Origin of the sequence: Streptomyces virginiae (assembly GCF_041432505.1) — a bacterium.
Taxonomy (GTDB): Bacteria; Actinomycetota; Actinomycetes; order Streptomycetales; family Streptomycetaceae; genus Streptomyces; species Streptomyces virginiae_A.
In genome coordinates, this window is sequence record NZ_CP107871.1 from 166228 (window position 1) to 192201 (window position 25974).

Here is a 25974-nt window from a genome sequence, read left to right on the forward strand (position 1 = left end):
TCCTCGTCTGCGGCTCCGGTCAGCGGGTTCGGGCACTTGCGCTCCGGCCGGGGGCTGCCCGAGGGCGGCCCCCGGCCGGAGTTCGTCTAGCTGTTGTCAGGTCAGCCGTTGCAGGTGTTGCCCACACAGACCGTCAGGATGATGGTCAGGATGCCGGCGCACTGGCAGGTGCCGTCGAACGGAATTCCGTCGACGCCGACCGGGTCGGTCTCCGAGAGGGCGTGGAGGTGGGCGAGGAGCTCGAGGTCGTGGTTCTCCATGACATTCTCCTTCTCTTCGAGGTGGCGGCAGGGTTCCTGCCGCTCAGCCCGGCTGCTGGATCATCCAGTGCCGGGGGTCCATGTGGCGGATCCGCAGGAGGAACGCGAGGATTCCTGCGGATCCGTCGCTCCAGCTCGTCGAGACGTCCCCGTACTCGTTGGGGAAGACGACGTGGCTGTCGCGGTGGGCCCGTTCGGAGACGATGAGACGGGCCAGGTCTGCGGCCATCGCGCGGTAGACGGGGCGCCCCGTGGCCGTGGCCATGTCGAGGAGGAAGTCGCCGTTGCCCGCGAGTCCGTGGCATTGGGTGAGAGGGGCGCGGGTGGCGCGCTCCAGGACGGCCTGTGCCGCGTGGCGGGCGAGCTCGCCGAACCGGTCGTCGCCGGTGGTCTGCCACAGCCGGAGCAGGAAGGAGCCGATGCCGGCCGAGCCGTGGCACCAGTACGGGGCCGTGGGCGCGTCCGTGGCCTGGGCCGGCCACTGGGCCGCCTCGCCGACCATCACGACGTTGGCCGCCATGTACTCCCCTGCGGCGACGGCCAGGTCCAGGTGTTCCTGGCGCTTCGACACGGCCGCTGCGGCGAGGAGGAAGCAACCGATGCCGGCCGTTCCGTGCGCGAAGCCGAGGTAGCGTTTGCCGGCCTCCTTGGAAACCGCCTCCGCGGGAACGGGCCAGCTCACGCCGGACGGCTCGTACCGAGCGGCGGCGGCCAACCGGTCGGCCGCGTCGACGACGAGTTCGGCGAAGCGCTGGTCGCCGGTGCGCTGCCACAGGTGGGCGGCGGCGAGTCCGCTGCCCGCGGAGCCGTGGGTGATGTCGTGGCTGGCCGTCGGCTCCTGCGGGGCCAGGGCCAGGGCCGTCGCGTGGCCCATGAGGGCCTCGTCGCCGATGGCACGTCCTGCGTCGTAGAGCGCCCAGGCGGTGCCGCGGCCGCCGAAGTGCAGGCCGGGACGTATGGAACGGGTGTCGGTGCGGGCCGTGATCCAGTGGCCGGCGGCGGAGATCAGCTCCGGCAGGCGCGAGTCGCGGGTGAGCTCGAAGTACCGTGCGAGGACGGCCAGGACCCCGGCCGCGCCCTGCTGCACCGTACAGGGGTCGGCTTCCCCCGCCATGGTGGACACGGGCCACAGCCGCCCCGCGTCCTGCGGGGTCATGGATTCGACGAGGTGGTCCACCGTCCCCGCGACCACCTCCTCCGTCGTGTCGTGCCACGGCTCCGTGCGCGCCGGGGCGGAGGCGGGGCGGTTCGGGAACGCCCGCTTCGTGCGGCGCAGGGCTGTGCTCGCCTTGGCCGGGTCCCATCGATCGGCCGGATCGTCCCTCATCAGCCCGAGGAGAATCTCGCCCAGGCCGTCGGGGAGCGGGAGTGCACCGTCGCACGCGGCCAGCCACTCGGCGAGCCGCTGCTCGGGGGCCCTGGTGGCAGGCTCCTCGGGCAGCAGGTGCGGGACCATGCCGATGAGGACGAAGCACAGGGTGGCGCCGAGGCTGTAGTAGTCGGCCGTCGCGGAGACGGGCGCGTCCGTCAGGCGTTCCGGGGCGCTGAAGCCGGGGGTTCCGACCTTCGTCGGCAGGGCTTCTTCTTCGTCGTCGTCGAGGACGGCGAGCTCCAGGTCGATGAGGCGCAACGCACCGTCCGGCCGCACCATGATGTTCCCGGGCGTGAAGTCCCTCAGGACGCAACCGTGGGCGTGGGCCGATGCCATGAGATCCACGAGGCGGCCGGCCTGCGCGAGGGCGTCGGCGCGGTACCGCTCGCTTCCGACATCGCGGAAGTGCTCGGCGACCCAGTTGCGCAGGGAGATGCCCGGGATTTCCTCCTGAGCCAGGAACAGGTGTCCGCCATGCTCGAACATGGCCAGCAGTTCCGGTGTCAGACCCGTGCCGTGGAGCTTCTCCAGCGTTCGGGCCTCGGCGCGCAGCCAGTCGCGGACATCGCGGCCGGATGCGTCGGCATCGACGTGCGGCCGGGCCTCCTTGATGACGACGGGTGCGCCCGTGGTGACGTCCGAACCCCGGTAGACGCCGCCCTTGTTCGTGTGGCGGATCGCCTCCCGTACCGAGAAGCGACCACCCAGCAGCACCGGTCCGCTCGGCGACTTCTCGGCACGCGGTGGAAGCGGTACCGAAGGGGGGAAGGGACTGACCGCCCAGGAGGGCGGAGAGTATCGACCGAGGCGCTCGTCTTCCACGGGGTTGCCCTCAGGGTCCTCGATGTACCACACCATCAGTCCGTCCTCGGCCAGCCGCCGCCGGGCGACGAACGCGCCGTAGCGGTAGTGCACCAGGCTGTCCGCCGCGTAAGGCTGGTCCGACAGGATCCGGGGGCCGGCCAGCCCCTGTGTCGCCTTGTGCAGCTCCAGAGCGATGCGGGCCGCATCGGTGTCCGAGTTCGGATATACGGTGATGAACTTGCCCGCGCTCCCCCGTGGCGTGCCGCGGGAGTTGAGCGCGCTGACCTTCGACAGGTACCGGGCGAACTTGAACGCCGACTCCTCCCGTAGCAGCACGTCCAGAGCCTTGGCGAGGACTGTCGGTGCGGACGCGGACGTCGCCGAAACGTGTAGCTTCCAGCCCTGCTTGCGCGGTGTGGCGGACGGGGGCGTGAGGCGGCACCACGTCTCGTCCACTTCGGTGGTCCAAAGCGCGCCCTCGGTGGTGGCGTCCAGCGCCTGACGGAGCAGATCTTCGAGGTCGACTTCGGTCGCGTGGCTTGTCATGCCCGTCCCTCTCGATGGTGAGGACCGCCGACTTGAATATGCCTTGGGTAAGAAAGAACGTTATATTTCGCGCCCGGCCGGCGTCAGTCGTTGCGGCGAGCGCATGGGGTTGTTGCATTACCGACTTGCGCACACCAGCGCAGGAGGAGGGCGAAGAGGGAGTGTGAAGGGTCGGAAATCCTCCACATGTCTGCCCGCGAGCACCACTGACGTGACCGACACACCTTGCGCAACTGGCACACCTGCTGTATCCGGGCAACGGGAGTGACTGGAGGGAATGGAGTCGACCGATCCGATCAGAAACAAACGCCAGCACATATCCTGCGGGACATTAAATCCTGGTGAAGCGAAAAAGCATTCTTCCTGAATTCGCATTCGCCGTAAGACGCATCCACTTCTGCGGCGAATTCCATCGGCGCTGCTTCCGCCCTACAGCTTTCCCTCGATTCGACTCCCAGTAAAGAGCCCGATTCCGCCACGTCGCCAACCAGCTACGGAGCGTGATCGTATACGTCTCCATGATTTTCGATCACGCGTCTGAGCTGCAGTCCGACAGGAACCATCCAACGGCCGGCGAGAGCGCGAAACCGAGCCGGATTCGACTGAAAACAGCGACCCGGCCCTTCCCCGCGTCTGATCAGGAATGCGCTGGCCCCCGAGACCGGCGATGAGGAGAGGGATCTCGCGGGCGCCCACCGGCCACTCGCGAAGTCGCATGGATCGACTTGATCAACGAGCCCGCGGACAAGGGAACTTCGGTGATGGACGAGCCGGCTGTGCCCGCGCTCACGTCGTCGCCATCGGCCGCCGCGCGCCTGGCCGAAGGGGATCCGGGTCTGGGCCGCGCGCAGGCGACCGGATGTGAACCGACGTGCCCGGTCGTGCACTTGTCCGGGTCCGATGCACATGGAAACATCCCACCGCGCATCCTTCGGAGGCCGGGGCGGACCGGAACGGCATCATGGAAGCCCAGACGTCGGAATCCCGTTTCTCCTCGGCGGCGACGCGTCAACGCCTCCTTACGATCTCCCTGAACGACCACCTGGCACGCGCGGGCGGCGGCGTCTCCCTGGGCCGCCGTATGGCGCGGACGCACCGCAGTACACCGGCGGAGGCGCCCTCGGCCGAGTTGGCCGAGGAGACCGCCGAGGACCGGGACAGCCTGCGCGTGATCATGACGGCCCCTGACGTTCCCGCGCGGTGGCCCCGAGTCGCCGTGCGCCGTCAGGCTGAAAGGACGGCCAGGGGCAAGCTCAACGGCCGGCTCGTGCGCCGCTCACCCCTCAGTGACATCCTCGAACTGGCAGCCATACGGCTCGGAGTGGAGGGAAAAACATCGCTGTGACGGTGTCTCGGAATCCTCGCCGAGCGGCACGCAGCCGTACCGGAGGGGCTGTGGAACGAGGCCGTAGCCCGTACCTTCGCCGCCACTGCTGCCGCCGCACGTACGAGCCTGGGCCGCGCCCGTGGGGCACGGTGGGCGTCATGAACACAGCGACCTGGCGGAGTTCTTCACGTGCTCACTTCTTGCAGGGGAACGTCACCTGCTCACTGCGGACGCTCTTCTTCTGGTCCGGCAGGTGGAGCGTGACGTATCCGGTCACCGCCTTGGCGTTCCTGGGCGCCAGCATGTCCACGACCTGAAGGGAGACCTTGGTGGAGGTGCCCGCGCCGAAGGCGAAGGTTCCCGGGGAGACCCGGGCGCGGCCGGCGTTCACGGTCCAGTGGTAGCGGACCGTGCCCGGCCCGGTCGCCGTGACCTTTCCGTCGAAGGCCATGGCCACGGGTGTGCCGTTGCACTCGACGGTCTCTCCCGGCTTCAGCAGGGTGACCACTTCGACTTTGGTGACCTTCACCGCCTGCTCGACCCCGCTCGTCCCGACGGTTGCGGCCTGCGCCACGTGGGCGGGGGCGAGGGCCACCGAGGAGGCGAGGAGCGGGGCCGCGAGGAGCATGAAGTATCGACGCCGCATCGTGCTGCCCTCCGGATGAGGAAAAGCCCCCGATCTCGGTCCCAGGATATCGGCGGCCCGCCCGGGCGGCCCGGCAGCCAGCGGTCGGCCCCGCGAAGGGGTCGGCTCTGTCGATACGGGTGCCTCGACCTCCCTCTACGTCACGATCGGCCGCAGAGGGAGGTCGAGGCAACGAGGTGGGCCGACCACCGGGCGACCGGGCCGGCAGCGCCGCGGGCGAGGGTGGCGGCCGGGTGCTGCAGCGCCTGGCACGACGACCGGCCTGCCTCGGTGTCGGGACGGCCGGTTCGCCACCGAGGACCGGGCCGTTCGGCAACTGCCCTGCGCCTTCTGGCAGCGGCCGCTGGAGCCCGCCACGCCCATGAAGACCCGGGCCGATGTCCTGACGGTGCAGAACGAGTGGGAACCGATGACCCCGCTCGCCACGGGCTGCCCGCGAAGGACGTGACCTGCCACAACCCGCCGCCCACCCCGGATCCGGAGGGTGCCGGAGCCCGCTGACGACAGTGCCCGGCCGCCCGGCCCTACGGCAGAGCGACTGAACCCGGTTGAGCGGTCGGCCGCGAGCCCTGTCCACGGGGTCCCCTCCACTCCCGACGAGGCTGTCCAGAACTCCAGCCACTCGCGTGCCTCGGCCAGGTACGTCGCCTGCGGGCACAGCGTCCGCGGGGCCGTCAGGCGTACTCGGAGAACAGATTCTCAGCAGGGCGCGCCGCTCGACCTACGGGCGCGTGAGGTGCGCCTGGCCGTCGTACTGCGAGAGGTCGAAGGCGACGAAGTGGGCCGGCCATCGGCGGGCGGCGGCGCGGGCCCGGTTCGCGGGCCCAGCGCTGCAACGCCTCGACGGACACGCGCTCCGCATCGCCGTCCCGGACGACGAGTTGGCCGTCGAGGACCATGTCTCGCGTCACAGAGTGGTGCCTGAAGCCGTTCCCCTGAACGAGGCCGGGCGGGCCGGGCCGGTCGGCGTCGCGCACGGCGTGTGCCGTTACGCCGAACGGCGCCGTCGGGCCATGGCGTACAGGTTGCCGCCGGAACCGCCTTTCGGGCCCGGGGCGTTACCGGCGCCCGGGGCGGTGCTCGCGGAGGCCGAGGCCGAGGGCGTGGTCGAGGCGGACGTCGACGGGCCGGGCTGCGGCTTGCCGGCCGCCGTCACGGTGATGGTGAGTCCGGCCGTGTTGTTGCCGAGGTCACGGTCGATGTCGGCGATCTTGAGCTGGCCGGGACCGCGGTCGACCTTGTACCGGTACTCGCCGTGGTACGTACCGGGCTTGACCCACGGCTCGATCTTGAAGATCCCCTTGACCGAGCCGCCGGTCCCGCCGAACACCCGGCGACCCTCGGGGCCCGGGCGGCAGCACGAACTCGGTTTCCACCACGTTGTCGTCGAGGGCCGTGGTGGCGACCGAACCGGTGCCCTTGATCTGCCAGCCCGGGTCGAGCAGCACCTGACCGCCGGCCGGGCCGCTGCCCGTCGCCCCGCTCACGGTGAAGTCGGGCTGGTTCGCGGGGTTGCCGACCGGCACCTCGCGGCCCCAGAAGCTCCACTCCTTGAACGGCTCGGACGGCCCTTTGCCCGCCCTGGGAACTGCCACCCCGGACTCGACATCGTAGGAAGTCCTGGGTGCGGGAATCGGTTCGGTGCGGGTCCTGACGCTCCGCGGGCGCCGGCCGGGAGCAGGGTCAGCCGGCGGCTTCCTCGGGCCATCCGGGTTTCTCGTCGTCCGGGAAGGTGCCACCGCCGTCGGCCGGTACGGGGCCGGGAGGCCAGGAAGCGACCAGCAGGTCACCGCCGTCGTCGACTCCGTGGGCGGCCCGGTGGCGAGCAACGGCCGGGTCGCGGACGCCGACCGTGAGGGTGTGGGCCTTCTCGCCGGGTTCGGTGCCCTCCGTCACGGCCTCGCGGAGGCTGTGGCCCGGGCACATCGCGGCAGCCGGGACGACGATCTCGAAGTTGAGCGGCTCGGGCCCCGCCACGAGTGATTCGCCGAGTGGGTCCGTTTCCAGCGTCACCGGCATGCTGTGGGCGGCCAACACCATTCCGTCCGGGCCGTGGATCTCCACACTGGGGCCCCGCCCGCCCAACGGTCTGCCCAGGGCCAGCTGCGTACCGCTGCCCGGGGCGATGGACAGGTTGATCGTGATCCGTCCCGGATCGTCGGCCCCGTCGCTGGAGTAGCCGTAGGCGAGCACCACCATCTGAGGGGTCGCCGACCCCCCGGACGGACGCGGTCCGGGATCCAGGACATGACCCCGTTCCCCGCACGCGCTCAGGACGGCGACCCCGCCCCCGTCGAGGAGTCGATCCTGCGGCCGCTCCGATCCGGATCGGACGCCCGACCCGGCGACGGTCGGGAGGCATCCCGCCGTCAACAACAGCCCCGCCGCCCACACCACGACCCGCCCGGCCCGACCTCGCCCCACCATGCCCCACCCTCATCGCGCTACCGGCACCCAGTATCGGCCGACCCCTCAGTGCACGGATCGGCAGGGGCGGTTGGGGAGCTCGGGTCCGCGGGCGGGGTTGCGCCTCGTGGCGCGCCTCGGTCCTTACCAGCGCCAGGTGAGCGTTTCGCCCTCCCCCAGCCCGGCCCAGCGCTCGGCGGCGCCGTCGAGCGCCGCGCACGCCAGGGCGACCTGTCGGTCGTCGAGAGGGCTCCGGCCCACTCCCTTGCCCTCCGTGCTCAGCCCGGACCAGACGCGGTAGGCCCAGTTGACGTGGAGCTCGGCACGCATGACCGCGTCTCCGCCGCGCCTCAGGACCTTCAGGCCCGATCGGCGGTGACGGGTCGGGGTCGTCGGTTCGAACCCCTCGAAGGTGGCCCCTCGCGCCATGGCTCCCCAAAATCCGTCGGTGATCGCGAGCGCGCTCTCGACGGCCGCGTGCACGAGGTCGTGGGGCATGGTCGGCCCGGTCGCCTGGGACATCAGGCGCACGTCCGGGCCCCGCCGGTCCCGCACTTCGAGATCGTGCCGGTTGTTCGGAAGTTTCCGGAAGATGATCTCCATCGTTCCTTCTCTCGAGAGGCCGCCGGTCTCGGCCGCTGGGTGCCGCGTGGTCGGATCGTAGACACGGACCCCCCACGTCCGCGTTCCTTTTCCTGGGCCGGCCCTTCGCGAGAGGGCTTCCGACACCTTCGATGCGCAGTCCGGGTCGGTCATGGCTCAGTGGGCGGTGTGGGGGCGGTATTCCGACATGAGGCCGCTCCACGCCGGGTGTCCTACAGCAGGGCGATCGAACTCGCCCGGTCGTTCATCGCGTCCCCGACGTACGAGGTCGACTGCTGGTATTCCTGGTGGACACCGGAGGTGTTGGGTGCGTCCCACAGCTCCAGCCAGCAGGACAGCGTGGTCAGCGAGCTGACGGAGTTGTTCCTGGTGCCGTCGAGGTTGATCTGGGCGTCCCGGCCGTTGCCGCTCCCGCAGCCGCTGCCGCTGCCGCCGGTTAAGACCAGGGCGGAGCCGCCGTAGTTCGAGTCCGTGTAGATCACGCCGAGCTGCACGGCTTCCGCCCCGGCGGTGCCCGAGGTGTCCTTGAGACGGTCAGCCAGCTTCTGGTCGATGTGCTTCGCCGACAACGGGGCGTCGGCGATCCGTCCGTCGGTGGAGGCGGTGACGGCCTCCCGGAACGTGCCGTAGCACTGCATGCTGCCTGAACCGGCGCGAACTGATCGGGACCGCGGCTGCCGGCCTGCCGCGAACGGGGGTCACCCATGGGCCTCGATGCGGGCCCGTACGCGCTCGTGGCGACCAGGTGGGTGTCCGCATCGCCGATGACCTGCGGGTTCGGCGAAATCCGGTAGTTCATGGAGGGTGCACCGATGGTGCGGTCACGGCTCGGGACCAGGGTGCCAACCGCGGGTTCAGCGGTAGGCGGTGATCCACCGCACGAGGGTGGCGTGGGTCGTGTCGTCGAGCGACGAGAGGATGTTGATGGATTCCAGATCACCGGGGAGCGGTGGCACGCCGATGGTGGTCAGCGCCGCTTGCAGGTCCAGCCTCCGCCGGTCCACGGGCGTCAGGGGCCAGGCAAGCCGGGGGTCGGACGCCCGCCCGGGTGCCACCGGATCCCCTGCGGCGAGGCGAGGCGGTTGCCGGTCGGTGTCACCGGTGCGGTTCTGCGGAAGGGCGTCGTAGGCCGCGGGCGGTGCGGTGTCGGCGCCGGGAAAGCGGTAGGGGTCGAGGTCCAGTTGAGGGACCGTGACCTCGGACGGGTCGTACTGCCAGAACTCCACGAAGGACCTACCTGCGTCGGGTGAGCCACTGCTGCCACGTCGGGGGGCGCGTGCCGCGGCCCTCGGCCGCGGCACGCCGTTGCTTGCTGGTGATGTCCGGCAGTTCACGGTCCCCGACGGTGGGGCTGCCGGGTCGGATCAGCGGGGGCCGCGACGGCCCCAGGTCTCGGTGTCGATGACGTTGCCGCGGTTGTCGCGCAGGGTGGCGGTGTCGCGCTCGTCCCAGATCTGGTGGCGGCGGTCCTGGTAGACGTCGTGGCGGGTGTCGCGGCCCTGGCCGGTGTGGACCTTCACGCTGGAGCGGCCGTCCAGGCGGAAGTCGGCGAAGCGGTAGCGGTTGCCCTGTCGGTCGGTGAGGGTGAAGCCGCGCAGGTTGACGCTCCTGCGCCCGGTGTTCTTGACCTCGACCCACTCGCGGTTCAGCGCACGGGCGGAGCGGTCACGGCCGGCGGTCCCGTACTGGACGTCACTGATGACGACCGAGGACTGCCCACCCCGGTGCTCACGCCGGTCGTCATCGTGGGCGGCGGCCGGCAGAGCGGCGGCGCCGATCAGTGCGGCTGTAGCCAGTACCGTGGTGACGGCGCGGCGGGTGGCGAGGGAAGCAGACATGCAGACGGCTCCTTCAAAGTCAGCCGGCCCGGCCTCCTGTGAGCCGGGCGCGGGCTCCGTGCGGTTCCCGGCGTCCTGCCGAGGAGCCACACTCTGGCCCGCACCCGCCATCAACCGCCACAACTCACGACTCGCGTTGCCCAATGCGGACATGTCCGTAACTCTCCCTTGTAAGAGGCAAGCGTCAAGAGTCGGTTGACGCGCACGACGCGGAGGGCGGGGAGAGCCCTTCCCGTGTGGGCGCAAGGAGATTTCGGCCAGATAAGCAGTTCATTCACGCCATGCCGAATGCCGGCGCCGAATGGGTTCGGTCCTCTGTAACAGGCGCTCCTGCCACCCCCTCGAACCACTGGTGCACCACCGCTCGGACGTACGGGCGGGGGCGGACCTCGGTCCGGCGAGAAGGGACCGGCACGAGGCCGGCTGCTCGGCGGTGTACGTGGCCGCGGAGCGGGTACGTGTGGGGCGTGGGATGCGAACGGCTGATGTTCGACGGCTGGATCGCCGCCGTCGGCACGGCGTCCGGTACGCGCGTGATCGTGGGCCACTGGCCACGGTCGCCCTTCGGCCCGTTCAGCGACGTGATGCTGGAGCGCGCCGACGGATGGCGCACGCTGGTGGCGCCCACCACCCGGACGGCGGAGTACATCGCCGGCACCTACCACTTCGACGAGGTCCGGACGGACCCCGTGAAGGTGCAAGCGCGCGACAGCACCTGGTCCGTCGCGGCGGGGCCCCTGGATCTGCGCTTCCAGGTCGGACATCAGGGCGCCCTCGGCCTAGCCCTGCGGGCCGTCCCCTGGCCGCTCGCCCGACGGCCGTTGTGGGCGGCCGTGACAGACGTGCCCGCACGCCTGATGTCCGGCGTACGAACCCGGGGCAGCTCACGCCCAGGATGTCGCCAGTGGTACGGGGCAGGCGGCCTCTGGCCGATCGTAGGTGCCCGGGTCTCCTTCGACGGGACCGACCTCGGCGCACTGGCTCCCGTCATCCCGCCCGTACGCTTCGGCTTCGCTTCGGCCCCCGCGTCACCGGCACTGGTGCGGGTCCTCTCCACCGTCGAACACGCTGCCACCTGAGCCCTCGGCGAACGCTGAACGCTCACCCTCGTACCCGCCGCGGACGCACCGGGTCACGCCACCGGGGAACGCGCCGTGCGGTCGGCGGTCGGGCCGTGACGTCGGCGCGTGGGGCGGCGGGGGTCAGGCCTTCGGCACCGTGTTGATGTAGTGGGTTCCGGCACTGTAGAAGCCGTCCACCGTCTTCTGGACGTCGGCTTGGGAAAGGGCCTCATCGGCCTTGTAGTAGACCCAGTTGACCTTCATGTCCCACGTGCGCGGACCGCCTGTGGCGGGTGTGTCGATGAACCAGTTGCTGAAGTGGATGTCCATCTTCTCGCGCGGGACGTATTTGCCGGAGCTGGTGAACAGCGTCTTGCCGTCCAGGGAGTAGGTGACCGTTCCGTTCACGGCGGTGACCATCAGGATGTGCCAGCCCTCGGTGCGCTGCTTGAGCGTGTGGCTGACCCGGTCCGGCGGATCGGCCTTGTACCAGCTGACGGTGTCGAGTCGCGGACCTGCCGAACCCCAGCCGCCGTTCGGCAGGTACTCGAAGTCCAGCTCGCTGTAGTCGGCCGAGGCGTCCGAGGGCGAGATCGGGAAGAACGTCTGGACGACGTGGTCACCGTTTCGGCCGCTCGCGGGCTTGTCGCTGAAGTGGACACGAGTGGCGTAGGTGCCCGTGAAGAGGTTCTTGCCGGTTCCCTGCACCTCGACCTGCTGGGTGCCCTGCTTGGTGCCGTCGGTGGAGGACTGCAGTCGCAGGACCCTGCCGCCCTGGGCCGTCGTGTCGGAGGGGAAGCCGGCACCCGCGGTGGACCAGGTGTCCTTGATCCCCGGGCCGCCCCCGCCGGTACGCACCTCCCAGCCGTGGGCGGCGAGCGAGGGGTCGTCGGAGCCGCTGTAGTGGAAGCTGTCGAACAGGGTTCCCGGCGGACCGGAGGGGGTCGGCGCGGCACTGGCGGCGGGCCCGGCGGCGTCGTCACCGGGGCCACCGGAACACGCGGCGAGTACGCACAACAGGGCGGGCAGCGCGAGCGCCCGCCACACGCGGCGACGAGGGCGACGGCAGGGCTGACTCACGCGGGCTCCTTGGGGCGTAGCGGCGGTACTGGACACGCCCTCTGCAGGGGGATCGTCATCGGCCGAACCGATGAGGGCGTCATCCTAAGGCGCACGCCGACCGCCCTGGCGACCACGGGAGCGACCTCCGAGGGCGGCTTCGGACACCCCGGCGGCACCGCTCGGGCCTGTCACGCGCCCGCCGGAAGGGGCGACGACGTGGCGACGCCGACTACTAACCGGTACAACAAATTCCGTTTCGATCCGATCACGCCGCTCGCGTAGATCAGGTCATATGACGACATCAGACTCAAATTGCTTCTGTTCGGTGCACTAGCGTTCGCCCTGCGATCCCGCGGTCTACGTACCCTGCACAGGAGAGGCCTCGCACGGTGCGCTCAACCATGGCTTCCGCCCAGCGCGGATCGGCACGCCCGACCACGCCTGAAACGTCCCAGTCGATCTTCGAGGAGCCCGCCCCCGCACCGGTGTTCGTGGACCGGTCGGGGCTGCGCGGCCGTCTGCTGCGGGGTCTCGGCTGGCCGGTGTCCGTGATCGGCGCCATCCTGGCCGTCGCCATGGGCGGGAGCCTGATCGGTGTGCAGGCGGACGCCCCGGCTATGGGGATACCTCCGCAGCCCTCGCGCTCACCCGTGCCGTCACCGACCCGGTCGTCCCCGTCGGTCCTGTCGGCCTCGCCCGCCGCGTCGTCGTCACCTCGGACGGTCGCGCGGCCTACGTCTCCCGGGACGAAAACGCCGGCCGCCAGGACCTCGGCCACCCCGCCGAAGGGGGCCGCCCCGTCGAAAGCGGCCGCCACCCCGCCGAAACCGGGGACCACCGCGCTGCGCGGGGCGAAGCCTTCGGGCCGACCCGGCAAACAACCCTGATCACCCGCACCACCGTCTCCAGGAGCGTCATTGTCCCGCCACCAGCGCCGCCGGCAGTCCCCGCTGAGGCCGCGCCGGCTGGCCGCGCCGCCGCTGCGCTTCTTCATGCCGCTGTCCCTGCTGGCCTGCCTGCTCGCCCTGCTCGTCCTGCGCGGCCTCGCCACCAACGAGGCGTTCCACGACTCCAGGATCGCGATCTCGGTCGACAAGACGACCGTGCCGACCGACCTGCTCAAGGGTGGTCCGATCATCGACGCGCGTGGCGCCAGGAACGAGCACCCTGTGAGCTACCACGTCCCGGACCGCACCGCGGTTCTGAGCTTCGACGACGGCCCCTCGCCCGAGTGGACTCCGAAGATCCTCGAGGTGCTCGCGGCCCGCGACATCCGGGCGGACTTCTTCGTGACCGGTGCGATGACCACGCGCAACCCGGAGCTGATCCGGCAGATCGTCGCGGGCGGCCACGAACTCGGGGTGCACACCTTCACCCACCCGGACCTGGTGTACCAGTCCCACGCCCGGACCAGCTGGGAGCTGGCGCAGACGCAGCTGGCGCTGGCCGGCGTCGCCGGCGTCCACAGCGCGTTGTTCCGTCCGCCGTACTCCTCCGACGCCTCCGCGATGGACGACTGGAACTACCCGGTGATCAAGTACGTCGGCGCGCGCGGCTACCTCACCGCGTTCATCGACCGGGACACGGACGACTGGAAGCGCCCCGGAGTGGACGCGATCGTCAAGGCGGCGATGCCGACCAAGCCCGGTGCGGGCGCGCTCATCCTGCTGCACGACGCGGGCGGCGACCGTACCCAGACCGTCGCCGCGCTCGTGCAGATCATCGACAAGCTGCAGGCCCAGGGCTACCGCTTCGCCACCATCTCCGAGGCGCTCGGCGCCTCCAGCGCGACCGTGCCGGTGCAGGGGTTCCAGCTGTGGGCGGGCAAGGGCTTCATCTGGGCCACCCAGGCCGCCGTGCTCACCCTGCCGGTGCTGGTCGCGCTGCTGGCCCTCGTCGGCTTCCTCAACTTCGGACGATTCGCGCTGATGCTCGTCCTCGCGCCGATCCACGCCCGCCGCTCCAAACGGCGGGACGCCTGGGGGCCGCCCGTCATCGAGCCGGTCACCGTACTGGTTCCGGCCTACAACGAGCGCGAGTGCATCGCCAACACCCTCCATTCCCTGGCCGCCGGAGACCATCCGATCGAGGTGATCGTCATCGACGACGGCTCCACGGACGGCACCGCGGACATCGTCGAGGCGATGAACCTGCCGTACGTCCGCCTGATCCGCCAGGTCAACGGCGGCAAGTCCAGTGCGCTCAACACGGGCATCGCGGCCGCCTCGTACGACATCATCGTGATGATGGACGGCGACACCGTCTTCGAGCCGTCCACCGTGCGCGAGCTGATCCAGCCCTTCGGAGACCCGACGATCGGCGCAGTCGCAGGCAACGCCAAGGTCGGCAACCGCGAGAGTCTGATCGGTGCCTGGCAGCACATCGAGTACGTCCTCGGCCACAACCTGGACCGCCGGATGTACGACATGCTGGGCGTGATCCCGACCATCCCCGGCGCGGTCGGCGCGTTCCGCAAGGAGGCCCTGCGACGGGTCGGTGGGATGAGCGACGACACCCTGGCCGAGGACACCGACATCACCATCGCCGTGCTCTGCGACGGCTGGCGGATCGTCTACGCCGAGCACGCCCGGGCCTGGACCGAGGCTCCTGCCAGCCTCCAGCAACTCTGGTCCCAGCGGTACCGCTGGAGCTACGGCAGCATGCAGGCGATGTGGAAGCACCGCGGTGCGGTGACCTCCCGCGGCCCGGCCGGGCGCTTCGGCCGGCTCGGGCTGCCGCTCATCGTGCTGTTCGGCGTGGTCGCCCCGCTGCTGGCACCGCTGGTCGACATGTTCCTGCTGTACGGCGTTTTGTTCGGGGACGCCCCGATCACCCTCACCAGCTGGGGCGGCTTCATCCTGCTGCAGGCCGCACTGTCCTGGTACGCCTTCCGGCTCGACCGCGAGAAGCCCTGGCACCTGATCAGTCTGCCGGTCCAGCAACTGGTCTACCGCCAGCTGATGTACATCGTCCTGTTGCAGTCCGCGATCACGGCGATGACCGGGGGCCGACTGCGCTGGCAGAAGCTCCGGCGCACCGGCGAGGTCGCCGTGCCGGTGGAGGCCTGATCGTGACCGCATCCTTCGACCTCGGTCGCACTCGGGACACCATTCAGTTGAGGGTCCCGGCCGCACTGCGAGCCGACCCGTCCGGGGAGCCTGAGCAGACACCCGCGCCGCAGCCGCAGCCGCCGGCGCCCGCTCCTGCGCCGGCCGAGCGCAAGGGAGGCCGGGACCGCTATCTCGACCTGCTGCGCGCGCTGGCACTGGCCCGCGTGATCCTCTACCACAACTTCGGCTGGTTCTGGCTGCCCCTCGTCTTCCCGTCGATGGGCGTGATGTTCGCCCTTGCCGGCTCGCTGATGGCCCGCTCCCTCAGCCGCCCCGCCCTCGGCGTGATCCGCGGCCGACTGCGTCGCCTGCTGCCCCCGATGTGGCTGTTCGGCGCCGTCCTGGTCGCCCTGCAGATCCTCGACGGCTGGGGCCCCCTGTCCGACGGCCACCCCACCTGGTGGTGGTCCAAGATGGCCTTCTGGATCCTGCCGCTGAGCACCCCGCCATACGGGGAGGGCCTCGCCGGTTTCCAGCACGTGGAGCCCACCTGGGCCACGCAGATCGTCGTCCCGCTCTGGTACCTGCGGGCCTACCTGTGGTACGTCCTGCTCTCGCCTCTGCTGCTCCGGGCACTGCGACGCTTTCCGGTGGCAACCCTGTGCGCGCCGCCGGCGATGGTGATCGTCATGAACGCGTTCTTCGTCGACCAGGAGTTCGTCTACAGCCGGGTCTGGGAGACCGCCAACGACTTCGCCACCTTCGGGGCCTGTTGGATCCTGGGCATGGCCCACCAGGAGGGGCTGCTCAAGAAGATCCCGCAGTATGTACTGCCGTCCGTCGCTCCGCTGATCATGGTGGCCGGCCTGTGGTATCTGCAGACCCGGCCGGTCGATCCGACCGTCACGACCGACATCGAGGCCTGGCCGATCGCCCAGGCCCTGTGGTCCTTCGGGTTCGTCGCCATCCTGCTCCACGTGAGCCCGTCCTGGGATCGGTGGCCCAGGCCCCTGGAACGCTGGAACGGCTTGATCAGCCTGCTCAACTCGCGAGCCGTCAGCGTCTACCTCTGGCACCAGGTCGCGCTGGTGGTCGCCATCCCGCTGATCGACCCCCTCTGGAGCATCCCGTTCTTCTACGACAACCTCCAGTGGCTGCTGGCCAGCCAGTGGTTCACGCTGCTGGTGGCGATCCCGGTGCTCGGGCTGCTGGTACTGACCTTCGGCTGGGTCGAGGACGTGGCCGCCCGACGCTCGCCGCGGCTCCTCCCCTACCCACGCCGCCTCCGGGGCCGCCGCCGAGCCACCGACTGACCCGGCCGCGCACGAACCAAGGCCTTCCGACGCAGGACTGCCCGGCCCGGGGCCCCGTCACCGGGGGCACCCCGAACACCTCCTTCGCGGTGCGGCCCCTGCTACCCCTAGGCTGAGCGGCGGTCGGCCCCAGGCACGGGGTTCCAGGGGCGGGGAACAGGATGTCCATAGAACGTCACATAGCGGGGATGCTCCAGCAGATCGCCCGTCAGCAGGACATCGTCGAGATCGCCCCCCAGGGCTCCGCGCGAAAGGCTGCCGCCCTGGCCCACGTGGCGGAGCAGTACGGGTACACGTACGGCATCGCGTACAGGACCGGGTTCAAGAACTCACTCGTCCAGGTCCGGATGTACCGGGACCCGCGGCCCGACGCGCGCGTCCGCGAGGCCGCCACCATCACCGCCCATCCGCAGGCGGGCAACGGCGGGACAGTACCCGGGCTGGAGCCGGGCTCGCTGACGCCCCTCCCCGAAGCGGTAGGTGCCGCGGCCGTGCTGAAGGACCTCATCACCTTCGACGTCATGGCCCTGTACATCGCCGACCGGCGCCAGAAGGTGATCTGCTACCTCGCCTGCGCGGTCCTGACCGTCCTCCTGCTCATCGACAAATCGCCGGTCGAAGCGCTCCTCTCCGGCGGGGCGGTCGCGCTGCTCATGACCGTGGCGTTCCAGGTGGGCTCGATCCGCCGCGCGAAGATCGCCCAGCGGCTGACGGCCGCCGGGTTCCTCGCGGTGCGCGACGAACGTGGCGATCAACGGTTCCTGCGCCCTGGGCAGCAGTTGCCCGGCCACGCCAACCCGTTCGCCGCCTGAGGACCTGGCCGGGGACGCAGCCGGGCCGTCCCCGCACGCGGTACGGCGCTCCGGCGTCACCATGGTGCGAGGCGCTTCCGGCGTGCTGATCGTCCGGTCGCGGGCGTGACATCTCCGGCCGGCATCGGTGGCTAGCGTTTGAGGTAGGCCAGAACGGCCAGTACCCGGCGGTTGTCGTCCGCGGACGGTTCGATGCGGAGTTTGGTGAAGATGGCGGCGGTGTGTTTGGCGACGGCGCTCTCGCTGATGAACAGGGTCTGCGCCACGGCCGCGTTGGAGCGGCCCTCGGCCATCAGGGCCAGTACGTCCAGTTCGCGCGGTGTCAGCTGGGCGGTGGTGCCCCGGGCGTCGCTGCGGGCCAGTAGTCGTGCGATGACCTGCGGGTCCATGACCGTACCGCCGGTGGCTACCGTGCGTACCGCGTCGATGAACTGGGTGGTGTGCGTGATCCGGTCCTTGAGGAGGTAGCCGATCGCGCCTTGGCCCCCGGCGAGGAGTTCGTGGGCGTAGAGCTGGTCTACGTACTGCGAGAGCACGAGGACCGGGAGCGCCGGCCTTGATCGGCGTGCTGCCAGGGCTGCTTGGAGGCCCTCGTCGGTGAAGGTGGGTGGCAGGCGGATGTCGACGACGGCGACGTCCGGTTGCTCTTCGAGGAGTGTCCTGAGCAGGGCGGGGCCGTTGTCGACTGCGGCGATCACCTCGAATCCGTGTTCCTGGAGGGTGCGCGTCAGCCCGTCCCGGAGGAGGAAGAGGTCTTCGGCGAGGACGACGCGCACGGTATCTCCAAGGTCGCGGTGGTGGGGCCGCCCGGCGGGCTGTGCAGGACGAGGGTTCCGTCGAAGGGGTCCAGGCGGCGGCGTACGCCTCGCAGTCCGCTTCCGTCGGGGTCGGCGCCGCCGCGGCCTTCGTCGGTGACCGTGGCGCGCAGGGCGCCGTCGGTGTGGCTGAGGCGGATGTGGACCTCGGGGGCGCCGGAGTGTTTGGCGGCGTTGGCGAGGAGTTCCGCGACGGCGAAATAGCCGGCGGATTCCACGGGGGCCGGGAGTCGGCCGGGCAGGGCGGTCTCGATGCGCACGTCCAGGTGGCTGTCGAGGGCCAGCGAGCGGACCGCGTCGCCGAGCCCGCGGTCGGCGAGTATCGGGGGCAGGACGCCGTGGACGAGTTCGCGGAGGTCCTGGAGAGCCCTTTGGGAGGTGGCGCGTACCTCGTGCAGCAGTACGCGGGCGGCTGCGAGGTCGTGGTCGAGGAGTCGGGTGGCTTCGGCGAGGGTCATGCCCAGGGCGACGAGACGGGCCTGTGCCCCGTCGTGCAGGTCCCGCTCGATGCGGCGCAGTTCGGCGGCCTGGACGTCGAGGATGTCGGCGCGGGATCCTGCGAGGTGTTCGATGCGGCGGACGAGTTCGGTGGTGTGCGGGGCGGCGAGCAGGCGTCGGCTCCAGCGTGCGTGTACGCGCAGGGTGGCGGGGGCCAGTTTCAGTCCCGCGGCGATGAAGCCGATGCCGAGCAGGAGCGCGGCGAGCATCGTCGGGGTGGAGTCGACGGGGATGAAGGCGTACCAGTTGCCGTCGCCCAGAAGCCGCCAGACGAAGGGCTGTACGGCCGCGCCGAAGAGGCCGTACTCGACGAGGGCCAGGGGCACGACGGCGAGCAGTGCGCCGGTCGCCGGCTCCGCCCAGGCCCAGCGCAGGTCGTGCCAGAACCCGTGGTCGCCGAGGAGGGCGCGGGCCTGCTGGTGGCGGCCGGTGGGGTTCTCGGGTGGGGTCGAGCGGGACGGGAGCGGTCGTGGTGGGCTGATCACGGTTCCCGTCCAACGGGCGGCCCGGTCGCGGTAGCGGTCGGAGATGCGGCGCAGGGCCACTGCGGCGGGCGGGAGCAGGAGGAAGCCGATGCCGAGGGGCAGGAGGAGCAGCGCCCCGATCACCAGAGCCCCGGCACCTGCGACGGCGAGCGCGGCGAGCGAGAGCAGCTGGCAGCGGCCGATGTCGACGAGGGCGCCCCTGAGGCCTATACCGGGGCTTCCGTCTCCCTGTGCCATGCCCACCTGTGATTCCGTCATGTCAGCGCGGTCCGTCCGCTGTTGCGGCGGTGATCCTATCCGGCGTGGTCGCCGCCCGGCGTGCGGAGGCGACCCACGGGAGTGCTGCGGCAAGGCAGGCGGCGCCGAAGACCACCATCGGCGTTGCTGCCGGGGACGTCTCGTCCGTCACGAACAGCATCCCGAGGTTGACCAGGGTGTGGAAGCCGCCCGCGAGCAGGAGCCGGTTGCTCCGTACGCGTTCCAGCGCCAGGCCGAGGATCACGGACATCGCGATGGTGGCTGTCAGGAATCCGGCCGCGTAGACCGGCCCCTGGGTGAGGGCCGGTACGTGCCACAGGCCCCAGGCCGTCCCCACGAGGGCGGAGGCGGTGACCGGGCCGAAGCGGGTGCGCAGCAGGGGCTGGAGGTAGCAGCGCCATCCGATCTCCTCGGCGCAGGCACCGATGAGTTGGGCGGTCACGAGCAGGGTGAGGGGGTGTGCGAGGGCTTGGGGGCTTGTGACGGGGAGGGAGCCGGAGGTGAGCACGGCGCCGCCGGCGGACAGTGCGGTGATCAGGGCGGGGGTGAGGAGGAGAGCGGCCCGGTTGCCGGACGACGGCCGCCGGGTCGCATGGTGTGCCGGTCCCTTGCTGCGGGCGGGCAGCGTTCCCATGAGCCGGTCCCTGATCCGGCCGGGCCACAGCAGTGCCACGGCCGCCACGGCGAGGGCGGGGCCGAACTGGGTCAGTTGCAGCACCTCGGGTGGTATGCCGGTCGAGGGCTGGAGCGCCCCGCACAGTCCGGCCGCCAGGAAGGCGACGGCGAGGAACATCCCTGCCTGCGCCTTCCATCCGCTGCGCGGTACGGGCCGCTGTTCCTGCGCTTGGTCCTGGTGCTGCTTGTGGTCCGGCATGGTGCCCGGCCTCCCCGTGGATCGCTGGGGGCGCGGCGGTCACGCCCCGCGTTCGACTCTGCCGGTCGGGGTCGGGGGCGTCTTTGCACGTGGGTGCAGGAAGGGGTGTATCCAGGTACACCCCTTCCCCAGGGTGGGTCAGGTTGTGGTGGTGGAGTGTTCCGGCGCGTTCGGGGGCACTGCGAGGCCAGCCGTGCGGCGGCGGCGCGGGCCGTTCGGGGTAGCGATCCTCGGCGGTTCGTCTGTTGCTGCGCCGCGGACCTCGCGCCTTCCCCGCCATGGGCGGGCTGTAGGACTCGGTGTCGATCGTGCGGCCGCGGTCGTCGCGCGGCGTCACGGTGTCGGCGCGGTTGCCCGCACTCCGCCGCTCGTCACAGTCGCGGGGCAAGCCGGTCGTGGTGCCTGCTTCCTCAAATCTACCTCTGAACAGCGTGGCCCTTCCGGTGGGCGGCTTGCTGGGTGGCCCATAATTTCGACCCTGACCATCCGTCACCTGACGGTTACGCCATGGGGGAATGGGCATGTCAAAGATCACTCGGGCCACCGCAGGCCTCCTCGGCGCGGCCGGCATCCTCGCTTCGTCGCTGGTCTTCGCTCCCACCGCGAACGCGGCGAGCGGCGGCGGCTGCTGGCAGTACTCGGAGGGCTTCGGCTCCAGCTACGTCGACTGGAAGTCCTGCATCAGCGCCCCGAGGGCGGGCGTCGGCCGACCCGACGCGTACGTCACCCTGCGCGCGGGGCACCCCGCCTGCAAGATCATGCTCCAGACACTGGAGACCGGCGGCTCGAGGATCGTGTCGCAGAAGATTTACGACTGTCCTGCGGGAGCCGTCACGAACAAGCACTTCACCTCACCGGACTTCAATGGCAAGGCCGGCAAGGCCTACGGGAATTACACGACCATCTTCTGGACCAGCAGCCACACCGCCACCCTGGCCAACAAGAGCCCCTGGCTGAAGCTGCCGTAGCCACCGCCCGAACCGGGACGACGCGGTGCAAGCCCTGCTGGGGACTCGCACCGCGTCGTCGGCAAGTCCACCCTGCTCGATGCGGTCGACGGGCTCGTCCCGCACTTCACCCGCCGACGTGATGGGTGTGGTGGGCCAAGACCCGCTCGACGGTTTCGTCACCGATACCGTCGAGGTACGCAATGCAGCAGTTGACGGCCCCGCCGGCCACGATGCGCAAGCGCGTCGAGGAGACCCTCGACCTGCGTCACCACGCCCTGCACGAGCTGCCGGGCGGCCGGCGGCAGCGGGTCGCCATCGGATCCGTCCTCACCGCCCACCCGCGGGTGCTCGTGCTGGACGAGCCGACCTCCACGCTGGACCCGACGGCCGCCGAAGAGGTCCTGGCCGCCGCTACCCGCCTGGTCCACGACCTCGGTGTCACGGCCCTGCTCGGCCGATCCGCTTCAGGCGGCCCCGCACGGTCCCGGCCGAGCAGTGAGCCGCCCTCGGAACGGATCAGGGAGAGGGCGACCGCGTGCCCGCCGGATCCGAGGAGGCCGGCAGGCGCTACGATGGGAGGAGCGAAGGGGAGTAGTCCTGCGATACCGCTGGTCGACACACTGGAAGCCCTCGGGCTTCCCGGCCATCGGGCCCCGCATAAGGGGTGGACGAGACCTTCGGCTACGGCATGACCAGGCCCGCATCATCGTGCGGGTCGCTTCGTCGTGCCGGGCCGAGTGGTTCTTCCCATCGCCCAGGTCGGGCGTCGAAGGAGCAGGCGGCCCGGCCCCTGCAGAAAGACCCCGGAATGTCCTTCGACCCTGTGGCGATCCTCACCGCCTTCGGGCTGATCTTCCTCGCCGAGCTCCCCGACAAGACCATGTTCGCGTCGCTGGCCATGGGCACCCGCATGCGCCCTCTGTACGTATGGTTCGGCACCTCGACCGCGTTCATCGTGCACGTCGCCATCGCGGTGAGCGCCGGCAGCTTGCTCAGCCTGCTGCCCACCATGGCCGTCAAACTGGTCTCCGCCACTCTGTTCGCCTTCGGGGCGTTCGTGCTGCTCCGGGGTGGGGACGACGACGAGGAAGAGGGTGGGGGCAAGATCGTGGCGGGTTTCTGGCCCGTGTACACCACCGCCTTCATGGCCGTCTTCATCAGCGAGTGGGGTGACCTGACCCAGATCACCACCGCCAACCTCGCCGCCTCCAACGGCTGGCTTCCGACCGCCATCGGCTCGGCCGCCGCCCTGATGTCCGTCTCCGCACTCGCCCTCGTGGCCGGACAGTTCATCGCGAAGAAGGTGCCGTTGAAGACCGTCCAACGCATCGGCGCCGTCTGCATGGCAGGCCTCGCCGTCTGGACCCTCGTCGAAGCCTTCACCGGCTGACCTGGTGGCCCGCCTCCGGCCAGGAGGCGGGCCCCTGCCGATCTGGTGATGGTGGAGCGGGAGTGGGGGACGTCGGTCGCGGCCTACTGCAACAGTGTGCCGCCGGGTACGCGTTCCACATCGGTGACCTTGAGGTCGGCGATGTCCGCGATGGTGCCGTTGGAGACCCCGGTCGGGACGATCAGCTGTTCCGGCTGCCGGTTGGTCTTGTCGGGGCCGAGGCGCTCGGCGAAGGCGGATTGCTCGCCGAGGAAGTCGCCGTCCTTGTCGTACGCCTCGATGGTGACGCGGTAATCGGCCGTGTCCTTGCCCAGATTGGTGATCGAGAGGTCGTACAGATACACCGGGCCACCCCCGTAGTCCGGGTCGACGTGCCCGTTGGAGATCTTGACGTGCTTCAGCAGTTCCTCGCGGGCGCCCGGCTCGATGCCGCACAGTTCGTCCCAGGCGTTCAGGACCTCGGTGAACTGTTCCGGAGTGACCTTCTGCCCGGTCGGGGAGCCCTTGAGCGACTGCTCGCGGTCCTTGCGGCGGCCCGAGCACTCGGCCGCGTAGGTCTCCGTCATGGCCTTCAGGTCCTGCGCGGACATCGCGGAGATCTCGGACCGCTTGGGCGTGTACTTCCATACGACGGTCAGGAACTGCTTCTGTCCCTCGTCCAGCAGCCGGTCGTTGTACGAGGCGGACGGGGACGGCGCCGTACCGTCGGCGGCGGCGGCGGTGGTAGTGGTCTTGGGCTTGTCGTCGTTGCCGCCGTTACAAGCTGCCGCGGTCAGGACCAAGGCCACGGCAAGGGCAGCCCTGACGGAGGTGCGATTCACGATGGTTCCCCTCACTGGCACCCCGGTCGGCCCTCACCGCCCGAGGTGGATCCGTGGATCGTACCGGCGACGCGGGGAACCTGAGGGGCCATCTCATAGGAAGACAACGGGCGTGGGTTGGGCTGGCGGGTTGCCTGCCGGACACATTCGACCGTTACCCCCATCGGCGCTGAGGACGAGCCGCGAAAAACGAGTTGGCCGAGGTGGCCGGGCGATGCCACAGTCTGGCTGTGATCATGACCAACGCTTCTTCCGTCCCTGTTTCGTTGGCCGACGGCCTCACCCTGCGAGAGGCGAGGCCCGCGGAGCTCGACCAGATCGGCGCGCTCCTGTCCGAGCGCGGTGAGCCGGACGACGCCATCGACCACCGGCTGGTCGTCACCGACCCCGACGCTGGCTTGTCCGCCTGTGCCGTGGTCGTCGACGGCGACCGGATCGTGTCCACCGCGACGCTCCTCGACGAGGAGGTGCACATCGGCGGTATCCGTCTTCCCGCCGGCCAGGTGGAACTGGTCGCCACCGACAGCGCGTACGAGGGGCGGGGGCTCGTACGGGCGTTGATGCACTGGGCTCACGAGCGTTCCGCCGCCCGTGGGCACGTCGTCCAGGCGATGATCGGAATCCCGTACTTCTACCGGCGGTTCGGCTACGAGTACGCGATCGACATACCGCAGGTGCTGAACGTGAAGGCCGTGCCGCCCGGCGAAGGAGCGGGCACGCTCCGTGCCGCCCGGCCCTCGGACATTCCCTCCATGGCTGCCCTGCAAGCCTCGGCCCAGAGCGGGTTCGATGTGACCATGCCGCACTCCGCGGCGTGCTGGCGATGGCTCCTGGACCACGAGTCGAGCAACCTCTGGGTTCTCGAGCATGCCGATACGGTCATCGCCACCGCGCGCACCACGCCTCCCGGTGAGGAGATGCTCCTGGCCGAGGCCGCGGCACGGGACGAGGCGGCGGCACGGGACCTCCTGAGCGGCGTCGCCGCTCTGGCATCCGGCGACGACCCGCTACGGATCGTCCATCGGGCAGGCACCGTGACAGGCGACGCGTGGCAGGAGTTCCTCGACCACGAGCCGCGCGGGAACGCAGAGCAGTACTACATCCGCATCCCGGATGCCGCGGCACTGCTCGACAGGCTGCGTCCGCTGTTCTGGCAGCGCCTCACCGCGGCCGGGATCGACCGCACCGGCCGAGACATCGTCCTCTCCACCTTCGGCGCCCACCACCGGATTCCCGTTCTCGCCGACGGACTCGGTGAGGTCGTCACCGGCGGCCCGATCCAGTCGCCAGGAGCGGTCAAGGGCGCGGGGGTGGCGCCCGACCATCTGGCCGCCCTGCTGTTCGGCCCGCACGGAATCGAGGGACTGACCCGGATCCGCCCCGACGTCTACTCCGCGGACGAGGAGCTGTTCGAGGTGCTCTTCCCTCCACTGACCGCGGACGTACTCAGCTACTACCTTCCTTACTAGTCGGCTCGGCCTGCGCGGGACGGGGGTCTGTCGCCGGCGTCGAAGGCCCTGCACGGCCGGGATCCGCAGGACGGCTCTCCCCCGATGGAGCAGCCGTCCTGCGGGTGCGGATGTGGGGCTCGTCGCTTCCGCGTACGGCTACGCGAGGGAAGACGCACCTCTGCGGGAGTGCACGGACCGGCCTCGGACACACGGCAGCGCGGGCCGCCACCGGATGGTGGCGGCCCGCGCCGGGGTTCTTCAGAGACTTCACTCGGGCGGCGGCCCGCAGAGCTTCACGGCTCCGGCCCGGGCAGAGGTCTGGGTGAGCTCTGCTCAGGCGGCCGCTTCCTGCGGCAGGCCGCGAGTGGTGACGACCCGGGCGCTGCCGTCGGCCAGCCGGTAGGACAGGCCGACCACGGCCACCCGGCCGGTGGCGACCTGCTCGGCGAGGACGCGGGAGCGGTCCAGGAGGAAGTCGACGGTGTGGCGTATGTGCTCGGCGATGATGTCGTCGTCCTCGGTGAGTCCGGCGGCACGGGCCGCCAGGACACTGGGCGTCACACGCTCGATGACATCTCGTACGTATCCGGTGGCCACGACACCGTCGGCCAGGGCGGTACGGGTGGCCGCCACCGCACCGCACGTGTCGTGGCCCAGCACCACGACCAGGGGACAGTCCAGCACGCTGACCGCGTACTCGATGCTGCCCAGCACCTCCGCACCCGCCACATGGCTCGCGGTGCGGACCACGAACAGGTCACCCAGCCCACGGTCGAAGATGATCTCGGCGGCGAGCCGGGAGTCGGAGCAGCCGAACAGGACGGCGAACGGGCGCTGAGCGGGCGCGGTCTCGGTGCGCCGCGCCGCGTCCTGGTTCGGGTGCTCGGGGGTACCCGCGGTGAACCGCTGATTGCCGGCCAACAGCAGCTCGAAGGCCTCGGACGGAGTCAAGGAGAGGTCATCACTCATGGCCGCAGGCTACGACCCCACCCGGCCCACCACAGCGTGGGGTTCACCACAGGAGCACCAGAACCCCCGGTCACAACGGCAGACCGGCCTGCCCGATCCCGTCGAACAGGCCCGCGACCCGAGGGGCCCGACAGCGGTTTCCACCCAGCCGTGAAGCGCGACGCAGCCGGCGGTGTCGCGCTGCGCCCGGACGAGGTCGGTCAGCGCGGCGTCGTCGTCCGGCATCGTTACTCCGTTCGTGGTGCGACCTCATGAGCTGACGGATCAGGCCGGGCTTCCTGGCGGGACCCGCCCGCACGCTACGAACCCCGGATGGCGGCCCACGAACGGCACGCTCGAAAACCCGCTAGGGGCTTGTGACGT

General features: G+C 70.3%; 23 protein-coding genes and 1 pseudogene. 9 read left to right on the forward strand and 15 right to left on the reverse strand.

The annotated features are described in order from the left end of the window. Positions 1-101 precede the first annotated feature (101 nt). Positions 102-260, reverse strand: coding sequence for a VenA family class IV lanthipeptide (locus OG624_RS00765; protein ID WP_167745581.1), 159 nt, complete (start codon positions 258-260; stop codon positions 102-104). 43 nt (positions 261-303) lie between these two features. Further along, positions 304-2982, reverse strand: a complete 2679-nt coding sequence (gene lanL / locus OG624_RS00770) for a class IV lanthionine synthetase LanL (RefSeq protein ID WP_371638860.1) — start codon at positions 2980-2982, stop codon at positions 304-306. Positions 2983-3943: 961 nt separating this feature from the next. On the opposite strand from lanL, the gene OG624_RS00775 reads away from it, so the two are divergent. Beyond that, positions 3944-4327, forward strand: coding sequence for a hypothetical protein (locus OG624_RS00775; RefSeq protein WP_371638861.1), 384 nt, complete (start codon positions 3944-3946; stop codon positions 4325-4327). A gap of 175 nt (positions 4328-4502) precedes the next feature. On the opposite strand, the gene OG624_RS00780 is transcribed toward OG624_RS00775, so the two are convergent. The 7 genes from OG624_RS00780 to OG624_RS00810 all read right to left on the reverse strand — a co-directional run bounded on the left by OG624_RS00780 (position 4503) and on the right by OG624_RS00810 (position 9802). Continuing rightward, positions 4503-4955, reverse strand: coding sequence for a hypothetical protein (locus tag OG624_RS00780; RefSeq protein ID WP_371638862.1), 453 nt, complete (start codon positions 4953-4955; stop codon positions 4503-4505). Positions 4956-5943: 988 nt separating this feature from the next. Further along, complete coding sequence (locus OG624_RS00785; RefSeq protein ID WP_371638863.1) at positions 5944-6285, reverse strand: hypothetical protein; 342 nt, start codon at positions 6283-6285, stop codon at positions 5944-5946. A gap of 353 nt (positions 6286-6638) precedes the next feature. Further along, complete coding sequence (locus OG624_RS00790; RefSeq protein ID WP_371638864.1) at positions 6639-7382, reverse strand: hypothetical protein; 744 nt, start codon at positions 7380-7382, stop codon at positions 6639-6641. Between the two features lie 123 nt (positions 7383-7505). Beyond that, positions 7506-7964 (reverse strand): hypothetical protein, encoded by a 459-nt coding sequence (locus OG624_RS00795; RefSeq protein ID WP_326746694.1) that lies wholly within the window; start codon positions 7962-7964, stop codon positions 7506-7508. A gap of 212 nt (positions 7965-8176) precedes the next feature. Beyond that, complete coding sequence (locus OG624_RS00800; protein WP_371638865.1) at positions 8177-8602, reverse strand: hypothetical protein; 426 nt, start codon at positions 8600-8602, stop codon at positions 8177-8179. A 216-nt stretch (positions 8603-8818) separates the two neighbouring features. Continuing rightward, positions 8819-9190, reverse strand: coding sequence for a hypothetical protein (locus OG624_RS00805; RefSeq protein WP_033225592.1), 372 nt, complete (start codon positions 9188-9190; stop codon positions 8819-8821). A 138-nt stretch (positions 9191-9328) separates the two neighbouring features. Further along, positions 9329-9802, reverse strand: a complete 474-nt coding sequence (locus OG624_RS00810) for a lamin tail domain-containing protein (RefSeq protein ID WP_161289021.1) — start codon at positions 9800-9802, stop codon at positions 9329-9331. Positions 9803-10269: 467 nt separating this feature from the next. On the opposite strand from OG624_RS00810, the gene OG624_RS00815 reads away from it, so the two are divergent. After that, a complete protein-coding gene (locus OG624_RS00815) occupies positions 10270-10881 on the forward strand; it encodes a hypothetical protein (protein WP_371640810.1) in 612 nt (203 codons plus the stop codon). Positions 10882-11004: 123 nt separating this feature from the next. Here OG624_RS00815 and OG624_RS00820 read toward each other — a convergent pair whose 3' ends face one another. Continuing rightward, positions 11005-11943: a glycoside hydrolase family 16 protein gene (locus tag OG624_RS00820; RefSeq protein ID WP_158711953.1), complete on the reverse strand. Its 939-nt coding sequence runs from the start codon at positions 11941-11943 to the stop codon at positions 11005-11007. 974 nt (positions 11944-12917) lie between these two features. Between OG624_RS00820 and OG624_RS00825 the strand changes: the two genes are divergently transcribed. The 3 genes from OG624_RS00825 (at position 12918) to OG624_RS00835 (ending at position 17100) form a co-directional block, all read left to right on the forward strand. Then, positions 12918-14993: a bifunctional polysaccharide deacetylase/glycosyltransferase family 2 protein gene (locus tag OG624_RS00825; protein ID WP_371640811.1), complete on the forward strand. Its 2076-nt coding sequence runs from the start codon at positions 12918-12920 to the stop codon at positions 14991-14993. A 2-nt stretch (positions 14994-14995) separates the two neighbouring features. Continuing rightward, on the forward strand, positions 14996-16288 hold the full coding sequence (locus tag OG624_RS00830) for an acyltransferase family protein (protein ID WP_244290988.1): 1293 nt from the start codon (positions 14996-14998) through the stop codon (positions 16286-16288). A gap of 161 nt (positions 16289-16449) precedes the next feature. Then, positions 16450-17100: a hypothetical protein gene (locus tag OG624_RS00835; protein WP_063734253.1), complete on the forward strand. Its 651-nt coding sequence runs from the start codon at positions 16450-16452 to the stop codon at positions 17098-17100. A gap of 131 nt (positions 17101-17231) precedes the next feature. Here OG624_RS00835 and OG624_RS00840 read toward each other — a convergent pair whose 3' ends face one another. Genes OG624_RS00840 through OG624_RS00850 form a run of 3 tightly spaced genes read right to left on the reverse strand, consistent with a single transcriptional unit; the run spans position 17232 to position 20030 of the window. Then, positions 17232-17876: a response regulator transcription factor gene (locus OG624_RS00840; RefSeq protein WP_033225587.1), complete on the reverse strand. Its 645-nt coding sequence runs from the start codon at positions 17874-17876 to the stop codon at positions 17232-17234. Further along, complete coding sequence (locus OG624_RS00845) at positions 17828-19156, reverse strand: sensor histidine kinase (protein ID WP_078909652.1); 1329 nt, start codon at positions 19154-19156, stop codon at positions 17828-17830. The genes OG624_RS00840 and OG624_RS00845 overlap by 49 nt, the downstream gene beginning before the upstream one ends. Before the next feature lies 1 nt (position 19157). Then, the gene (locus OG624_RS00850) at positions 19158-20030 is read right to left on the reverse strand and encodes a CPBP family intramembrane glutamic endopeptidase (protein ID WP_244290987.1); all 873 of its coding nucleotides are present in this window, start codon (positions 20028-20030) and stop codon (positions 19158-19160) included. 521 nt (positions 20031-20551) lie between these two features. On the opposite strand from OG624_RS00850, the gene OG624_RS00855 reads away from it, so the two are divergent. The 3 genes and pseudogenes from OG624_RS00855 (at position 20552) to OG624_RS00865 (ending at position 22370) form a co-directional block, all read left to right on the forward strand. Continuing rightward, a complete protein-coding gene (locus OG624_RS00855) occupies positions 20552-20998 on the forward strand; it encodes a hypothetical protein (RefSeq protein WP_033225585.1) in 447 nt (148 codons plus the stop codon). A 48-nt stretch (positions 20999-21046) separates the two neighbouring features. Then, positions 21047-21609, forward strand: a pseudogene (locus OG624_RS00860) (ATP-binding cassette domain-containing protein); the annotation flags it as partial. A 179-nt stretch (positions 21610-21788) separates the two neighbouring features. Further along, on the forward strand, positions 21789-22370 hold the full coding sequence (locus tag OG624_RS00865) for a TMEM165/GDT1 family protein (RefSeq protein WP_033225581.1): 582 nt from the start codon (positions 21789-21791) through the stop codon (positions 22368-22370). 83 nt (positions 22371-22453) lie between these two features. Here the strand turns inward: OG624_RS00865 and OG624_RS00870 are convergent, their stop codons facing one another. Continuing rightward, positions 22454-23191 (reverse strand): hypothetical protein, encoded by a 738-nt coding sequence (locus OG624_RS00870; protein ID WP_371586971.1) that lies wholly within the window; start codon positions 23189-23191, stop codon positions 22454-22456. Between the two features lie 236 nt (positions 23192-23427). Between OG624_RS00870 and OG624_RS00875 the strand changes: the two genes are divergently transcribed. Beyond that, positions 23428-24660, forward strand: a complete 1233-nt coding sequence (locus OG624_RS00875) for a GNAT family N-acetyltransferase (protein WP_371586972.1) — start codon at positions 23428-23430, stop codon at positions 24658-24660. Between the two features lie 315 nt (positions 24661-24975). Here OG624_RS00875 and OG624_RS00880 read toward each other — a convergent pair whose 3' ends face one another. Continuing rightward, positions 24976-25611: a carbonic anhydrase gene (locus OG624_RS00880; RefSeq protein WP_371638866.1), complete on the reverse strand. Its 636-nt coding sequence runs from the start codon at positions 25609-25611 to the stop codon at positions 24976-24978. Positions 25612-25974 lie beyond the last annotated feature (363 nt).

Coding starts and splice junctions, on each gene's coding strand:
- OG624_RS00765 (WP_167745581.1), bottom strand. CDS start 260: ATGGAGAACCACGACCTCGAGCTCCTCGCCCACCTCCACGCCCTCTCG.
- lanL (WP_371638860.1), bottom strand. CDS start 2,982: ATGACAAGCCACGCGACCGAAGTCGACCTCGAAGATCTGCTCCGTCAG.
- OG624_RS00775 (WP_371638861.1), top strand. CDS start 3,944: ATGGAAGCCCAGACGTCGGAATCCCGTTTCTCCTCGGCGGCGACGCGT.
- OG624_RS00780 (WP_371638862.1), bottom strand. CDS start 4,955: ATGCGGCGTCGATACTTCATGCTCCTCGCGGCCCCGCTCCTCGCCTCC.
- OG624_RS00790 (WP_371638864.1), bottom strand. CDS start 7,382: ATGGTGGGGCGAGGTCGGGCCGGGCGGGTCGTGGTGTGGGCGGCGGGG.
- OG624_RS00795 (WP_326746694.1), bottom strand. CDS start 7,964: ATGGAGATCATCTTCCGGAAACTTCCGAACAACCGGCACGATCTCGAA.
- OG624_RS00800 (WP_371638865.1), bottom strand. CDS start 8,602: ATGCAGTGCTACGGCACGTTCCGGGAGGCCGTCACCGCCTCCACCGAC.
- OG624_RS00810 (WP_161289021.1), bottom strand. CDS start 9,802: ATGTCTGCTTCCCTCGCCACCCGCCGCGCCGTCACCACGGTACTGGCT.
- OG624_RS00825 (WP_371640811.1), top strand. CDS start 12,918: ATGCCGCTGTCCCTGCTGGCCTGCCTGCTCGCCCTGCTCGTCCTGCGC.
- OG624_RS00835 (WP_063734253.1), top strand. CDS start 16,450: ATGTCCATAGAACGTCACATAGCGGGGATGCTCCAGCAGATCGCCCGT.
- OG624_RS00845 (WP_078909652.1), bottom strand. CDS start 19,156: ATGACGGAATCACAGGTGGGCATGGCACAGGGAGACGGAAGCCCCGGT.
- OG624_RS00850 (WP_244290987.1), bottom strand. CDS start 20,030: ATGCCGGACCACAAGCAGCACCAGGACCAAGCGCAGGAACAGCGGCCC.
- OG624_RS00855 (WP_033225585.1), top strand. CDS start 20,552: ATGTCAAAGATCACTCGGGCCACCGCAGGCCTCCTCGGCGCGGCCGGC.
- OG624_RS00865 (WP_033225581.1), top strand. CDS start 21,789: ATGTCCTTCGACCCTGTGGCGATCCTCACCGCCTTCGGGCTGATCTTC.
- OG624_RS00875 (WP_371586972.1), top strand. CDS start 23,428: ATGACCAACGCTTCTTCCGTCCCTGTTTCGTTGGCCGACGGCCTCACC.
- OG624_RS00880 (WP_371638866.1), bottom strand. CDS start 25,611: ATGAGTGATGACCTCTCCTTGACTCCGTCCGAGGCCTTCGAGCTGCTG.